A 16,569-nucleotide genomic window follows, 5' to 3' on the forward strand; every position below is an offset into this window, starting at 1 on the left:
TGAAGCATATTCTGTAGATAGTTAAAAAAAAGTATATTGTTATGACATTGAAAGAATTGCTATTGGGATGTGATTTCGACAATGTAGCTACATGCATCAGAGAAATCTACGATTCACAATCGACCATGATCCTCCATTATAAAGAGGTATTCGATAAGCTACGCCATACAGAAGCAATACCCTCCGAAGGAAATATCCGCATCGGAATGGCAGAATCCGATTGGGAAGACGAACCTCCCTATATCAGCGTGGACGGTTGTCATGGGGCAACTGTCGAAGAAACGCTGGGGAAAGAGTTGCAGGTAGAAGTAGAGATTTCTCCCGAGGAGACGGCTGCACGTTTTCTTTGGGAATTCACTTTCCTCGGGTTTTCAGATGAAGATATTGAAGAAAGGTTAGGCATTGGGAGAGAAAAAGGATATACCCATTTTGGGCGACAAGCATTCGAACTGGGGCTAAGACATTATGAGGGGTTGATATACTCTAAAAATGAGAATAGGCGGGATCGTCTCAAGCTCATCATGAAACATGGTATTGCCTATACCATGGAAACATGGGACGAAATCAGATTGCACAAAAAGCGATGCAATAAAATTAGACGCAAACGCAATTATCGGCAGAAAAAGCGGATAGCTGATTTAGAACGTAAGGACAAGATTGAACACCTGATCCGGAAACTCACAGCCAATCCGGCATCACAACCATTTTTACGCAACGACGTAGAGTTCCTCTTCTCTACTTCAAAAATATGGGAGGTGAAGTTTCACACCTATGCGTATGATGTAAACACCCGAGTTGACTATTTGCGAGAGTTGATAGAGGAATACTCTACTTATGATTTTCAAGGTTACGACCAGTACCTTGTACTTGCCACTACTGCCCCCGTCCATCCGTTACGGCCAGAAGAAGCTCTTGATTTTATTGCCAATGGATTTACGCCGGGAAAGGATATACTGTGGGGTTACAATTATGATGAAAGCCTTGGAGAAGAAATAAAGATAAGGATCATAATGTGTGAGTTTAAAGCTAGTACAAATGCAACATCTATATCAACTGTCACGGAGTAATCATATCCACTCGTTGATATCATTTATTGGCGACATTCCCTGTGCGTCGTCTTCAGTTCCCGGACCAATTCTCTTGTTTCCAACCGCATGATAGTGTCATCCGGGTTTACATCGTCGAGCAACCCGATGCTTCCATACCACACGAGTTGGTTATCTATGATGATATATTTCTGATAAATGTCAGCTTCTGTCTTTACGGTTACTTTTTCTTGAAGAGCTTCAACACATTTCCTCACCCTCTCTTGCTGCCGGTATGAGGCTACTGGTCGGGTAATAACTGTAACAGGTATATTTTTCGACAAAGGAATATGCAGCAACTCCAATACCATATCGACTTGTTTTTTCCGGATATATGGACATACTATCAATATCTCTATTGTTGCTTCCTCGAAATCCCTTTTCAAAACAGATAGAAATGTGTCGGAATCATAAAGCATACTGATCGTATCCGGCATATTCTTTGAAGATAGGGCTTTATACCCAATTTGTGCATAACCTGTAAGCCGTTTATGATACATCCGTTCCAATACAGGAATATGAATATCCACATAGTCATAGACAATTACATCTTTCTTCCCGGGGTATTCCCGATGCAGTCGACCGGCATATTGTGCCAGTGTCTCTTTCCATGCTATCGGCGAAGCAAGAAACAAAGTATCTAATCGAGGATAATCAAACCCTTCACCAATATACTTCCCTGTAGCCACGATAATGAGCTTTTCAGCGGGAGAGATGTCTACCAACAATGATGCGTGCTCTCTTTTCTTTTTTGCTGAATCCGTTCCCACAAGCACAATGACATTCGCATTCGTCCGGGTTTTCAACATATCAGACAGTATGGTTACATGATCTTTGCGCTGTGTTAGAATAATGGGAGTCCGATTATTTTCAACAGCATCCAGCACATCTCTTACTATTTGCTGATTACGATCTTCATCTTCAGCAAGGGTACTATATATCTTAGTAATATGCCAATCTGACTCCGATTGTGTCAATGGTTTTCGAAATGAAGTGAAGCAAGGGATTATAAAATGCGCAAAACCCCGTCTATCCGCTTGTTCCTTTGCACTGACACGATGACGGATAGCTCCGCATTGCATAAAAACAACCGGATGTTGTCCATCCTGCCGATTGGGAGTTGCCGTCAGCCCATAGACATACCGCGCATTCACGTTGCCAAGCACTTTTTCGTAAGTGAGTGAAGAAGCGTGGTGACATTCATCTACAATCACCATCCCATAGTTTTTCACGACCTCTTTTACCTGATCATCATGTATCAGACTCTGTATTAAAGCGATGTCTATAATTCCTGATGATGTATCCTTTCCCGCTCCTATTTGTCCGATAATCGACCGGATTTTCTTTCTTCCCTGTTTCTGTTCCGGTTCAGGTAACGATTCATTGATTTCAAGAAATTGTTTCAGCGATTTTCTCCATTGATCCAACAACGTCTGCAAATGAACTATTATCAAAGTATTGCATTTTCGTTCCGCGATCAGTGAGGCACCGATAACGGTCTTGCCAAAAGCGGTCGGCACCAATAATACTCCGTTCTCATGTTGAAGGAGGGCGGATGTAGCTGATTGCTGTTCTTCACGAAGAATTCCTTTGAAATGGATATCGATCTTTCTTCCTGTATCTCGTTTATCCTTGACTATATATTCTGTCTCAGACTCTTCAAGCAAATGAATAAGAGAGGGTTTACATCCTCTCGGAATACCAACATATTCATCCGTTTCGTCCAATGACCAGATGATTCTCGGGATACCATACGTGGACATTCGCATCTTCTGTGTCTTATAAAATTGCGGATTTTGAAAAGCTGACAGTCTTTTGATCCGATTAATTGCTCTTGGACTAACTCCTTCTTTCTGAACATACAACCTGTTTGCTTCAATGATAGTCAGATTGTTCGGAAAATCATCACATTCAAGTGTCGCAATCTTTTCACCTTCCCACGGTATCGTGATTTCTTTTTTCTCATCGGGCAAATCGCCAAATTCACCTAATCCGTTTCCTACACACAATTCAACCAACAATTTATCAACTTCTTCTTGATCCATCTTCCGTATTGAGTCCAGATAAGCCCATTGATCAGGATATCTCCGGAAATTCTCATCCACAAATTCACTATTCCCATTTTCACGAACTCCTTTTTGTAAAGGTAATGCTATCAGGTTTCCGAAGCCTCCCTTGGGCATAAAATCCTGATTCGGGAACATACGATCGTAGGAAGAGAACTGAATTTCAGATCTTACAGACATCGCTTTTGTCAAAAGGGCGTTCCCTAATTTTCGCGCCGAAATGGCAGGAATAGGCTCTTCAAAGAATAACCAGGCATGCGCGCCATTCCCGGAACGGGAACGTTCGATCGCAACCGGAATATTCAAATTATCACAAACTGAACGGAATACATCAACATCCTTTTCCCATTTTGCCTCATCGAAATCCACCGCGAGGAAAAAACAAGTTTCATCCGGGAGTAAAGGATAAATGCCGACGACACCAATCCCATTTTCATTTTCGTTTCTTAAATGTGTATCAATTACATTTACTGTCAAGGGAGATAACTCCCGACGTTTACAATCTTTGCATTTGATACGGGGCTTTTCGCAAATCCCTCTTACCCATTCGTTTTCACAGGCAGGGACATAATATGAGCTGTCATGTTTTTTACTGTAACACCGTTTAGCGTACACATCTGTGCGACCTCTGAACAGGGACATGAACAATGCTATTTTTTGTTCGGGGGTGCTGTGTTTGTTGATAGATGATGTTGAAACAGATCCTTCTTTCACCGAGATCTTTTCATCCGGCAAACCCAACATCTCACGTAGTCGCCTGTTCTCAGCAAATAACGTCTGATTATTCTCTTCTAATTGGGCGATACGTTTATGGAGATCGGCATTACTCAAAATCCATATTTTTTAAATCAATCTGTTCTTTCACCCACTGGATATAACACATCTTCTTATAGTCAAACCATTGTTGTCGAAACTTACCTGAATTATCAATCTCCCACTTAAAGTGCTGAAATGGTTTTCGTTTGTTTAATGCATCAATCAGTCTATTTTGTAATCGATGATCCTCGATACTCTCGGCAAAATCTGCCATTATCTGAAAGGATTCATGAGATTCAAATCCTACAAATTCAAAATAATCATTCCAATGTTCATCTATCTCTTCTAATTCTTCCTCCCACGGTTCTTCATCTGCACCAACCCAGCTATTAAAATTGAGAATAGACTTAATTTCGCCTGATCTAAGATTATAAAAGCATCTCATCCCTGACTCCAGATAGTCAGCAATTTTTTCTATTTGTTTTTCAGTCAGTTCCATGTTTACGGATCTTTTTAAGCGGACATATTATATTCACTTTCATCTTTCTCCATAGTGAAGAATCAACTTATCGCAAAAATAATAAATCTTTCGATAACAGGAGCAGTGACAGCCTCTTGAAATTTATCATCAACTTCGCCTCATCGGTCTCTTTTTAAACTATTACATTACCGGGTAAAATCCCAAAATGCGATTTCATCATCTAAAGATTCATACTTTTTCATTTTTCCAAACAGGTTGTTTCTCCAAAAAAATGATATTCATCTGGGGATAGGTTTTCCAATTATACGGTTCAGGTAGAAAATTGGTTTTATGTCCTGATTGATTAGCATTAATCCAGGTCAACAGCAACTGATGCCATTCATACAGATGCACCAAAACATCCCGGATATTTTTATCCCTGTCTTCAAACGAAAACAATTTTTCCTGTTCTTCTTTGCTCATTGAATGAATAAGTGAAAACAGTTCCGTGAAATTATCTTCACTCATTTGCTTCAATTGTTCTTTGGTTGTTGCTCTTGCCATGTTATATTAGAAAATTGATTTTGTTTCGTTATTTCTTAGTAGCAATCATTCAATTTCTTTCTAAAGAAGTATTTATTCTATCTATCAAAAGAGATTTAAGCACACAAATATACGCAAATAGTCATTAAAAAATGACCGATTTTTACACTAAAGTTAGAAACATAGATTAACTATATTCGAACACACTTAACTTCACAGGAAAACGATCTTCATATTACTGGGGCGTTTGTGCTATTTCTAAATTACCCCCAACCCATTGAAAATCTTCCGTGTTGCTTGGATAAAAGAAAATAAACCTGTAATTTTGTCGCAAAACGGATTGGATTGAAGAAGAAGATTGCCATATCACCCATTGTATTAGCGATATTGATCGTGCTGGTGACGGGAGCGATACCGCATCATCATCACGATAATGGGGTAATCTGCTTTCATGTGATACATTATGCCGAAAATCATGGAGGAAATGATGGGCATGATGCTACGAACGATGCACACCACTCGGCACAAAGTGGCCATAGCTGCCACGACGATCCGAACTGCATCGCAGAAACAACCTATTATACTAATCCGGATAGTGAGATAAAAATCAAGGCACCTTCATTCGAGAATGGTGATAATCCGGTGTATAACCCGTTTTTCCCGTTGCTTTATCTTGTTTCGGACTTCCTGATAAACCCTGCTTATAATACCTATACAAAACCGAAGCAGGGGGAATACCTGCTATTCTACACCTCAGCCGAAGTAAGCCGTTTCCATGGTTTGCGCGCTCCGCCTTTTATCCTTTCCTGAATTAACCTGCTGCATTTCATCACAGGATTGATGGCTATACTCGAAATAGCTGTCGATGCATTATTCCTCATTCATCATCACGGAGCAATAAATTTATCAAAAATGAAGACTTATATTGTAGGCTCATTGATCGCAATGGCCTTGCTTATTTCGGGTTGCCATTCCGGAAATAGAAACGAATCATCTGCGGATGCGAAAGAGTCACATGAGCATCTGGATGAACACGACCATGATCACAGTCACTCGCATGATCATGACCACGACCACTCATCCGGGGATACCGATGAAATCCACTTTTCCCGCCAACAGGCCGAAGCGGTCGACTTGGAAACAGAGGAGGTCGCTCCCGGCCCGTTCAGCTACGTGATCAAGACCAGCGGACATATCCGGGCGGCACAGGGTGACGAGGCGATTATCGCGGCGACTTCCAACGGGATTGTCTCATTTACCAACCCTTCCCTCACCGACGGAAGTGCTGTCAAGTCCGGCCAGTCCATCGTGACGATATCCGCCAAAGACCTTTTAGAAGGAGATCCATCGGCCAAAGCCAAGATTGAGTTCGAGACGGCTGAAAAGGAATTCCAGCGGGCGGAACTGTTGGTCAAGGACCAGATTATCTCGACCAAAGAGTTTGAACAGTCCCGCCTCCGCTACGAAACCGCCAGAACGGCCTACAACGCGCAGGCGTCGAACATGACCGCCCACGGCGTGAGGGTGACCTCCCCCATCAACGGATATATCAAAAACCGGATGGTAGGGCAGGGAGAATATGTGTCGGTGGGGCAACCCATCGCGACCGTCTCCCAAAACAGGCGGCTGCAATTGCGGGCGGAACTGTCGGAATCCCATTACAAGACGCTTAAAAACATCACCTCAGCCAATTTCAAACCGGCTTACGACGATCAGGTCTATAGACTTTCCGATTTGAACGGTCGGCTATTGTCGTTCGGCAGATCAGCGGACGGACAGTCATTCTTCATTCCCGTCACTTTCGAATTCGACAACGTGGGCGACTTCCTTCCGGGTGCTTTCTCCGAAGTCTATCTGTTAGCCAATCCGCAAAACGATGTGATATCGGTGCCGACCTCATCCCTCACCGAAGAGCAGGGGCTTTATTTCGTCTATCTGCAACTCGAAGAGGAGCATTATAAGAAACAGGAAGTCACCCCGGGTCAAAGCGATGGCACGAGGGTGCAAATCGTTTCGGGGCTGAAACCGGGCGACAAGGTGGTTACCAAAGGAGTGTATCAGGTGAAGCTGGCGGCGGTTTCGTCGGTGATGCCGGAAGGTCATACCCACAATCACTAACCGCAAAGACGAAATGCTATGCTGAATAAGATAATCAAATTTTCGTTGAACAACCGGATGGTTGTGCTGGTCGCCGCAGTTTTGCTGATGGTCGCAGGATTATATACCGCCGGCAATATGGAAGTGGATGTGTTCCCTGATTTGAACGCGCCGACTGTTGTGGTGATGACCGAAGCGCAGGGGATGGCTCCCGAAGAGGTAGAGCGGCTGGTCACTTTCCCCATAGAAACTGCCCTGAACGGGGCAACCGACGTACGCCGTGTCCGCTCCTCTTCCACAACGGGATTCTCCATCGTATGGGTGGAATTCGACTGGGGAACCGATATTTACCTCGCACGGCAAATCGTCTCCGAAAAGCTGTCCGAAGTGAGAGACGCCCTACCCTCTTATGTCGGAAACCCCACGTTAGGCCCGCAATCGTCCATTCTGGGCGAACTAATCACCATCGGATTGACATCCGATTCCACTTCGCTTAGGGATTTACGCACACTGGCCGACTGGACTATCCGCACACGACTGCTGTCGATCGGCGGCGTGGCGCAGGTGACCGTCATCGGCGGCGAGATCAAGGAGTACCAGATATTGCTGAATCCCGAAAAGATGAAGCATTACGACGTCAGTCTGGACGAGGTGATCAACGTGGTGCAGGGCATGAACCAGAACGCTTCCGGAGGCGTATTGTATGAATACGGGAACGAGTATATCATCCGCGGCGTCCTTTCCACGAACCAGGTGGAAGCATTGGGGAAATCGGTGGTAAAGAGTGTGGGCGATATGCCTGTCCTGATTGAAAATATCGCCGACGTGCAAATCGGCGACAAGGCACCCAAACTGGGGGTCGCCTCCGAAAAAGGGAAACCGGCCGTACTGGTGACGGTCACCAAACAGCCTGATATCAATACAATGGAGCTGACCGACAAGATAGACCATGCGCTGGCCAATCTTCAACAGTCGCTTCCCGCCGACGTGAAAGTCTCTACCGACATTTACCGACAGTCCCGTTTTATAGAGAGCTCCATCAGCAACATCCAGAAAGTGCTGTACGAAGGGGGTATTTTCGTGGTGATAATCCTGATTATCTTCCTGATGAACGTCCGTACGACCATCATCTCCGTGGTCACCATCCCCCTGTCACTGGTCGTCTCCATCCTCGTACTCAAATATATGGGGCTGACCATCAATACCATGTCATTGGGAGGTCTGGCCATCTCCATCGGGTCATTGGTAGATGATGCCATCGTGGATGTGGAGAACGTGTTCAAGCGACTGCGAGAGAACCGGCTAAAGCCGAAGGAGGAGCAGAGGAGCGTGATAGCGGTGGTGTACGATGCATCGCGAGAAGTACGTATGCCGATTTTTAATTCAACACTGATCATGATTGCCAGTTTTGTCCCGCTCTTTTTCCTCTCAGGAATGGAAGGCCGCATGCTGGTCCCGCTCGGTATCGCATTTATCGTGGCGATGATCGTCTCCACATCGGTCGCCCTCACCTTGACGCCGGTATTGTGTAGTTACTTATTAGGGAGACCCGGGAAAAGAAGTGCCAAATCAAAGTTGAAGAGTGATGTGCCGGTGGAAAAAGAGTCTTTCGTCGCCCTGAAACTGAAATATCTCTATGAGAAAGCTCTTAGGTGGACGCTAAACCACAGGAAATGGGTGCTTGGCGGAACCGGAGTCGTGTTGATCGTCACCCTGATCCTTTTCTTTTCGTTCGGCCGTGATTTCCTTCCGCCGTTCAACGAAGGATCGTTCACCATCAGTGTCAGCACCATGCCCGGCATATCGCTGGAAGAGTCGGATAAATTAGGAAGGATTGCCGAAGAGCTGTTGCTTTCGATACCGGAAATACAAACGACAGGGCGCAAAACGGGACGTGCCGAACTGGATGAACATGCCTTGGGCGTAAACCTGTCGGAGATAGAAGCACCGTTCATACTCGACAAGCGTTCCAAGGACGATGTATTGGCAGAAGTAAGAGAGAAACTGAAGCTCCTTCCGGGCGTTAATATCGAAATCGGACAGCCGATCTCCCACCGTATCGACCACATGCTTTCGGGTACAAGGGCCAATATCGCCATCAAGATATTCGGTCACGACCTGAACAAGCTGTACAGCCTCGGGAATCAAGTCAAAGCATCCATCGAGGATGTCGAGGGGATTGCCGACCTGAACGTGGAACAGCAGATCGAGCGTCCGCAATTGAAGATAGAACCCAAGCGGGAACTGTTGGCCAAGTACGGGATATCCTTACCCGAATTTGCAGAGATTGTCAACGTGATGCTGGCCGGCGAAGTGGTTTCTCAGGTTTACGAGGGTAATAACTCATTCGACCTGACATTGAAAGTGAATGACGAAAGCCGCTCGACTGCCGACATGATCAGGAACCTGATCGTGGATGCCAACGGCCGGAAAGTCCCGCTGGAAAACATTGCCGAGATCACTTCATCTACCGGTCCCAACACAATCAACCGTGAGAATGTATCCCGAAAGTTAGTCGTTTCGGCCAACGTGGCCGGTCGTGATTTACGGGGAGTCGTCAACGATATCCAGAAGAATGTCGGTGAGAAAATCACATTGCCCGAAGGCTACCATATCGAATACGGCGGACAATTTGAAAGCGAACAGGCGGCATCACGTACTTTATTAGTCACCTCCCTGTTTGCCATTATGATCATCTTCCTGCTTCTGTTTGGCCAGTTCAAAAGCATCAACCAGGCTGCCGTCGTGCTGCTGAACTTGCCATTGGCCCTGATTGGCGGAGTCTTCGCCATATTCTTCACCAGCGGTACATTAAGCATACCGGCCATTATCGGTTTCATCTCCCTGTTCGGCATCGCCACCCGGAACGGGATGTTACTGATATCACGTTACAACGACCTGGAGCGTGAAGGCTATTCGAAGTTTGAATGTGTGATGCATGGTTCTTTAGACCGTCTCAACCCGATATTGATGACGGCTCTCTGTTCCGCGCTCGCCCTGATCCCTCTCGCTTTAGGGGGAGACCTGCCGGGTAACGAGATACAAAGCCCGATGGCAAAGGTTATCCTGGGCGGATTGCTCACATCCACTTTCTTGAATGGTTTTATCATTCCAATCATGTACCTGATTACTAAAAGGAAAGTGACTAAGACAGAAATTGTAAACGATGAAGAGATTTAAAAATAAAATCCAGATGAGAACAATCATAATCACCCTGTTGATACTGTTCATGTGCGTCACTTTGAATGCCCAAACAAATATCAACTCCGTGTTGACTTCGATAGAAGAACACAATACTACCTTACAATCCCTCCGGGAAAGTGCCGAAGCGCAGAAATTAGAAAACAGGACCGATATCTATCTCGAAAACCCGGAAGTCGGGTTCGACTACCTTTGGGGAAATCCTTCAGCGATTGGCAACCGCACCGACATCAGCGTGATGCAGTCATTCGACATGGCGACCATTACCGGCGCGAAAAGAAAAGTGGCCGACAGACAGAATGTCCTGGTCGACTGGCAATACAAAGCCGACCGGATGAATATCCTTTTGGAAGCAAAACAATACTGCATCGACCTGATTTACTATAATGCACTAAAAAAGGAACTCGACCTGCGCCTGCAACATGCCGAAACGATTGCCGCCGGTTACGAAGGACGTCTTAATTCAGGTGATGTGAGCCGACTGGAATACAATAAGGTGCAACTCAACCTCTCCACCGTTCGGGGAGAAATATCCCGTATCGACGTGGAACGCAATGCACTGCTGGAACAACTCAAAAGGCTCAACGGAGGAACGGATATCCTGTTGGAAGATGTACGCTATGATGACATTTTGCTTCCGCCTCGTTTTGACGACTGGTTCGGACAAGCGGCAGAGAAAAGCCCTGTGTTGGCGTATGCCAGGCAGGAGATAGAGGTAAGCAAGCAGCAGGTTTCTCTAAGTAAAATGAAAGGACTGCCCAGTCTCTCCGCCGGATATATGAGTGAGAAGGTGGTAGGCGAACGCTTTCAGGGAATTTCAGTCGGCATTTCCATCCCCTTGTGGGAGAACAAGAACCGTGTAAAGCAGGCAAAAGCATCGGTAAGGGCGGCCGAATCACGGGAAACGGACAGCCGCTTACAGTTCTACAACCGGCTGCAGATACTCTACAACCGTGCCGCAGGCTTGAAGGCAGCATCAGAAAAGTACCGACAATCGTTGACAACTGCCAACAACACAGAGCTGCTGAAAAAAGCCCTCGATGCGGGAGAAATATCGCTGCTGGAATATATGGTAGAGATGGGGTTATACTACGAAACCATCAACCAGGCATTAGAAACCGAAAGGGATTACCAAAAGGCATTCGCGGAATTATCAGCCGTGGAACTTTAGTAAGTCGCATCTCATTTATTTTTAATTTGGCAATTCCCCTTTTTCGTACTATTTTCGTAGGCTAAAACGAGAAAAATAATGCAACTGACAGCGAAACTAATTCAAATTCTGCCGCTTCAATCCGGCACGGGTAGAAACGGTGAGTGGAAGAAACAAGATATTATTGTGGAGACACAGGACCAATATCCTAAAAAGATTTGTGTTTCCTTATGGGGAACCAAATTCCAGCATGTCCCACTCAATACCGGGGAAATGTATACCATCGATTTTGATGTGGAAAGCAGGGAGTTCAACGGCAGATGGTACACCGACGTGAAAGCATGGAGAGTGGAAGCGCAAACTACACAAAAAGCCGCCCCGACTACCTATCCAAATGATGACTATGATGAGATACCCCCACCGGAAAATCCATTCAGTGATGCTAATGAGATTGATGATATACCGTTTTGATATATTCCGGATTCATAGCAGCGGAGTGAGAGGGGTCTCGTTTGAACACCTTATATCTGTTCTAAGTTTCCTGAATCAGCTTAAATGACTGATTCATTGCCTCATTATTAAAAAACAGCAACTTGTTAATTTTATTTCACTATGTATGGATTCGTGTCCATGTCGGCATTTGTAAAATAAAATTTTTCTGTTCTGATCGAAAAGATATAAATTGAAAAAACTGAATTGTTGTTTTAATAGATAAGTTGGATGTGTAGACTAAAGTATAAAAGCTTAAAATGGATATTCAGCAAATAAACTTGTAATACTCAAACCAAACTCTACAGTCAGCAAATTAATTCCGTTTCTTTCGAGTTTTGAACAAGGGATTTTTAAATCCTTCCCTTTTAAGAATATTTATTAATTGAAGTTTTGTTTTTATATTCCGATCTTTCAGCATCCCTTTTTTAAGAATATATTTTACATCCTCCTCTTTGGCATATTCAATAGGTAATCAACTCTTGGACAGATCATTATTTAAAAGTATATATTTTATTTCTAAAGAGGCTCCTAGTAAATTTATTTCTTGTACCACTCCAATATACTGTTTGTTTTTACACCATTCATCATCTACAAAAATAATATCATCTAATTCAACTCCAACTTTTTCGGATTTCTGTTTTATAAGTATTTGCTTATCCAGTTTTTCCCTTTCCTTTTCATAGATTTTTTGAAGAATCGATTGAGGATAAATCTCTTCGAAAGAATATTTAGGGATATAGTTTTGTATTTTTTCTTTCAGTTTCGGAACATGAATATTGATTTTATCAATTACTTTTAGGTAGTTATTAAAAGTATAAGGAATCTTCTCATCAATGACAAACCTTCTGATATCATCAATATTTCCTCCTGATGCATTGAATAATTCTTTATCTGTTATTGTTTCATAATCTACGGGCTCTCGAGTTGCATTCTCAACCAGTATTTTATGATAATGACAGTCAAAGTCAAAATCTCTATGATTCAACTCAAAATATTTTTTCGAGAAAGAGGTTTCTTTTTCATTGTAATTACCGTGACTAATGTATTCTCCTATATAATTGAAAAAAGGTTCTTTCTCTAATGATTCTATTTCCAGTACGCACCTTTCATTAATAATATTTTTGATGAAACCTTCAAAAAGATTTTTAGCGAATGAATAATTGGCAATAAAAGCTTTGATCATCTTGATATCAATATCATGGTCTCTTTGAGACTTATAGATAAAAGAGACGAATTGGCTTCCAGTTTCACTATTAGAATTATAAAAGTATTGATTTGCCTTATCCTTATTCTCTTTTGATAACTTTTTAAAATCAAACAAATCAATATCTATAGAAAAACGGCATGCGTGATTTGAATAGGCATTGGAAAGATAGAAAGAAACTGCGATTTTCTTGATTTCTTCTTTTAATAACACTATACCCGTACAATACCTGTTGAGATAATGAGAAAATTCAGCGTTAACGTAATCAATATAATACATAAGCTATATAATTAAGATTCATAAGTTCTAATATAAAATACAGGGCTATCATCATCTTCATCAAGAGATATAGATTTCCAATCAGGATTCCCGTCAAATTCAAGTTCACAATATTCATCATAACAGACTTCTGCGTTAAAAATATTCATCATGGTCATTACTGAAATAGAATATAGCTCCATATCATCGATGTCACATGCTAATTTTATTGCATCTCCACAGTCATCATAACATGCCATATATACTTGAAATTGTCTCCAAGAATGCTGCTTTAATTCATCTAAGTGGTTTGTTTTTCCTACACTTTCCCTAATTTCTCGATATTGGTTATTCCAATACATTTCCCACTGTCTTAAAAATTCTGGCAAAAAAACATGCTTTTCAACACCTACATCAGTATATATTTCACTCCATATATTTTTATCTGTTTCAGTATAAATTTCACCATATGATTTGTTTTTAATAAACGATCTCAATCTAGACGTTAGTCCTTCATAAGTATCCATTTCGTAAATATCTTCCTCCGTATGAAAATGAATAATTTCTCCAATTGTTTCAACCTTATAATCTCCTTTTTTTAACCCACTAAATTTCTCAAAGGCCTTTATAAATTCTGCATATTTGGGCAACTCACTGTCCTTGTTAAAATAATCGAACATTCTTTCAGCAATTCCATCTATACCCTTTTCTTTTGTGAATAAGAGTGCTTCGTTTTTCAATCGTATCAATACATTATCTTTATCTTCATTTTTTAATTCATGGTATTTCCCTGTAAGATATTTCTTGAAATCTTTCAATGTAAAATAAGATATATCTTCGATATCAACTTCCCCTTTTTTTAAATTCCATTTATCTGGTTCGACTGAATAATCCAGACTAAAGGTTACTCTTTCTGATCCATCGCTAATACGGCAATATAGATTCTTTTTTCTGCCTTCATTTAAATAATATACTATCTTCATAATCCATAAATTTGTAATACAAATAAAAACTACACTTCAAATGTAATAAATAAATATATTACAACAAAATTTTATAGGTTTATTTCACTATAAACCACAGAAAACTGCTATCACAAAAATACTCTTATCTGGGATTGCATTTGATTATGTATGCATCACAACACCAAACCACACAACTCAGGACTTAAAAACTACGTAAGAAAATCGATTTTCTTGAAAGAAATAAATTTCCTGTGCGGGAGTTTTCACAGGGCATGGCCACAAAACTGGCTAATAGAAGTAAAAATGGTATCTGATACAGGAGGGAAATTTTGCAAAAAACAGGTGAAAAATGTTTTTAGTTTAGAGTGAAACCTTTAATTTTAAATGAAATAAATAACACCCGGAATTAAAGCTGTGTGCTTACATCTTTTTTATCTGTTTTATTACAGCCAAAAGAGGAGAAATATCATTTCGCAATGTGTCAAAAATCACATCAGTATCAATTTCAAAATAACCATGCGCAAGGCGGTCTCGCATACCCATAATATCACTCCACGAGACCGAGTGGTAATTTGGCAAGAGTTGTTTTTCGGTATATTTGTCAAGCCGTTTTATTTCTTCACCAATAATGATGAAACTCATACAAATGCCATTTAATGAATTCTTAGTTGATAAAGATACAACCTTTTCAAGGTCTATATTCAATATAAGGTCACATCATTCTCAAAAAATGAATGTGCCTAAAACAGACAAAACCTACAAGTTATTGAACTTGTAGGTTTTGTCTGTTTTTTATCGCCTTTTGGCTTTGTATCTCCGCGGAGATAGAGGGATCAGGTTCGAACACCTCATTCCACTCCTAAATTTTCTCAACAAACTTAAAGAATTGATTTACAGAAAATAACCAATAAGTAATTTATTTTGTCTAAATATTAAAACAATATCTCTCAGAACTTTGCAAATACAAGAAAGACGTTCGAATACAAAATAGAAGTCGTCTTTTGAGTAATTTTCGGAAGTTTGAATAAACAATCTGTAATAATAGATTCGATGCAATGGTGATATTCTTTTCCTTTACAAGCTGATATTGGACAGTTTTCTCTCCCGCTTGTTTTTATTCTTCCTCTCCTTCTATTTGTTTCTGAGCTGTTTTGTCTTGTAGTCCGACCTTCGCATTCAGAGATGTTACGATTCTTTTGCCGGTTTGAGATTCAATTTCTTTCCGGGTATTCCCTGCGATTGTACCCCCTTTTTTAGCTATCGATTTACTTTGGAGAAATGTTTTCGGTTTCTTCTCCTTGCTGATTTCGGTCGTAGTAGCTTCTGCCAGCATGTTAAGCACCAGTTCAAGATTGGTCATATTATCCCGAAGGCTTTCCTTCTTCAATCCCTTATGAACTTTATACTGTTTCACCGAAAGTCCACTCCATGCTTTTGTAATCTCGTCACTGAGGATGGCGTATTCCTGCCCTTTTTTTACGCCCCGTTTGTCCCATTCGTCGGTGAGTTCTTTGCGAACTTCGATACTCTTTAAGCGTTGATTGATCCAAGCCACGCTATAGCCTTTTCTCAGGTAAGTCTCCATCAGTCGATCTATACCAATCTCAGGGTCATTAATTTCGTCAATACGTTCTCTTCCTACTTTTGCAAGCCATTGTTTGAATGGCTCTGCTTTTTTTGAGGGGATTGATTGAATAATTCTTAATATGCCTTCTGTGTCGGCAGCTTGTATTTTCCTTTTTTTCCCGTCGGCAGCGATCATTACAACCGGGGTACAAATTGTACCCCAGTTGACATTTAGTTCGGTATCACGTGAACGCATTTTCTTGATGTATTGTTTCACGTCTGTACTTTCAGATAATATCTGAACTACGTCCGATACGGAAAAGTACCATTTCTCCTCTTGTCCGTCCCAATGGGTACGAACTTGCTTTTGTTCAAATAACTGAATATTATTTCCTTTAGTCATAATATTATATTAAGTACCTTTACAAAGATAACCCCAACTAAGTGATTTTATCCAATTCTAATTGAACAAAATTCTTTTTCCATTAGAAATACTTAGAATTGGGGATGATAGAAATTACCCAACCCAACAATCCGAACACCCTCATTCAAAAATACAGATTGACTGAAAAGCAAAAAAGGATAAAGAATAAATCAACTTCTTTTCAACAAGTTATACGAGTTCGAAACCCTCCGGCTATAAACGTTAAAAAATAATATGCTAAAAACAGGAATTTCAGACAACAATGCAGGCATATCCGTAATCATTTAAATATAAACCAGTTG

At 41.6% G+C, this 16,569-nt stretch carries 14 protein-coding genes; 7 read left to right on the top strand and 7 right to left on the bottom strand.

Annotated features, from left to right (window positions below):
• Positions 1-41: 41 nt before the first annotated feature.
• On the top strand, positions 42-1,067 hold the full coding sequence (locus tag ABV001_RS05215; protein ID WP_352421828.1) for a DUF6557 family protein: 1,026 nt from the start codon (positions 42-44) through the stop codon (positions 1,065-1,067).
• A gap of 23 nt (positions 1,068-1,090) precedes the next feature.
• Here the strand turns inward: ABV001_RS05215 and ABV001_RS05220 are convergent, their stop codons facing one another.
• The 3 genes from ABV001_RS05220 to ABV001_RS05230 all read right to left on the bottom strand — a co-directional run bounded on the left by ABV001_RS05220 (position 1,091) and on the right by ABV001_RS05230 (position 4,931).
• Entirely contained in the window at positions 1,091-3,982 is a 2,892-nt protein-coding gene (locus ABV001_RS05220; protein WP_352421829.1) for a TOTE conflict system archaeo-eukaryotic primase domain-containing protein, read from the bottom strand.
• On the bottom strand, positions 3,975-4,406 hold the full coding sequence (locus ABV001_RS05225; protein WP_352421830.1) for a UPF0158 family protein: 432 nt from the start codon (positions 4,404-4,406) through the stop codon (positions 3,975-3,977). Before ABV001_RS05225 ends, ABV001_RS05220 begins: the two co-directional genes overlap by 8 nt.
• Positions 4,407-4,616: 210 nt before the next feature.
• Positions 4,617-4,931 carry a ClbS/DfsB family four-helix bundle protein gene (locus tag ABV001_RS05230; protein ID WP_352421831.1) on the bottom strand — a complete coding sequence of 105 codons (315 nt, stop codon included), beginning with the start codon at positions 4,929-4,931 and terminating at the stop codon, positions 4,617-4,619.
• A 324-nt stretch (positions 4,932-5,255) separates the two neighbouring features.
• Between ABV001_RS05230 and ABV001_RS05235 the strand changes: the two genes are divergently transcribed.
• The 5 genes from ABV001_RS05235 (at position 5,256) to ABV001_RS05255 (ending at position 11,829) form a co-directional block, all read left to right on the top strand.
• The gene (locus ABV001_RS05235) at positions 5,256-5,720 is read left to right on the top strand and encodes a DUF6769 family protein (RefSeq protein WP_352421832.1); all 465 of its coding nucleotides are present in this window, start codon (positions 5,256-5,258) and stop codon (positions 5,718-5,720) included.
• A 102-nt stretch (positions 5,721-5,822) separates the two neighbouring features.
• Positions 5,823-7,028: an efflux RND transporter periplasmic adaptor subunit gene (locus tag ABV001_RS05240; RefSeq protein WP_352421833.1), complete on the top strand. Its 1,206-nt coding sequence runs from the start codon at positions 5,823-5,825 to the stop codon at positions 7,026-7,028.
• Positions 7,029-7,046: 18 nt separating this feature from the next.
• A complete protein-coding gene (locus tag ABV001_RS05245; protein WP_352421834.1) occupies positions 7,047-10,187 on the top strand; it encodes an efflux RND transporter permease subunit in 3,141 nt (1,046 codons plus the stop codon).
• Between the two features lie 13 nt (positions 10,188-10,200).
• Positions 10,201-11,379 carry a TolC family protein gene (locus ABV001_RS05250; protein ID WP_294080614.1) on the top strand — a complete coding sequence of 393 codons (1,179 nt, stop codon included), beginning with the start codon at positions 10,201-10,203 and terminating at the stop codon, positions 11,377-11,379.
• A gap of 78 nt (positions 11,380-11,457) precedes the next feature.
• The gene (locus ABV001_RS05255) at positions 11,458-11,829 is read left to right on the top strand and encodes a DUF3127 domain-containing protein (protein ID WP_294080616.1); all 372 of its coding nucleotides are present in this window, start codon (positions 11,458-11,460) and stop codon (positions 11,827-11,829) included.
• A 493-nt stretch (positions 11,830-12,322) separates the two neighbouring features.
• Here the strand turns inward: ABV001_RS05255 and ABV001_RS05260 are convergent, their stop codons facing one another.
• The 4 genes from ABV001_RS05260 to ABV001_RS05275 all read right to left on the bottom strand — a co-directional run bounded on the left by ABV001_RS05260 (position 12,323) and on the right by ABV001_RS05275 (position 16,246).
• Complete coding sequence (locus ABV001_RS05260) at positions 12,323-13,333, bottom strand: hypothetical protein (protein WP_352421835.1); 1,011 nt, start codon at positions 13,331-13,333, stop codon at positions 12,323-12,325.
• A gap of 11 nt (positions 13,334-13,344) precedes the next feature.
• The gene (locus ABV001_RS05265; protein ID WP_352421836.1) at positions 13,345-14,295 is read right to left on the bottom strand and encodes a hypothetical protein; all 951 of its coding nucleotides are present in this window, start codon (positions 14,293-14,295) and stop codon (positions 13,345-13,347) included.
• Positions 14,296-14,697: 402 nt separating this feature from the next.
• Entirely contained in the window at positions 14,698-14,982 is a 285-nt protein-coding gene (locus ABV001_RS05270) for a HepT-like ribonuclease domain-containing protein (RefSeq protein WP_294082401.1), read from the bottom strand.
• Positions 14,983-15,391: 409 nt separating this feature from the next.
• Complete coding sequence (locus tag ABV001_RS05275; protein WP_352421837.1) at positions 15,392-16,246, bottom strand: BRO family protein; 855 nt, start codon at positions 16,244-16,246, stop codon at positions 15,392-15,394.
• Positions 16,247-16,344: 98 nt separating this feature from the next.
• On the opposite strand from ABV001_RS05275, the gene ABV001_RS05280 reads away from it, so the two are divergent.
• Complete coding sequence (locus ABV001_RS05280; protein ID WP_349678749.1) at positions 16,345-16,500, top strand: hypothetical protein; 156 nt, start codon at positions 16,345-16,347, stop codon at positions 16,498-16,500.
• Positions 16,501-16,569: the final 69 nt, after the last annotated feature.

Source organism: Proteiniphilum sp. (assembly GCF_040307845.1).
Lineage (GTDB): Bacteria > Bacteroidota > Bacteroidia > Bacteroidales > Dysgonomonadaceae > Proteiniphilum.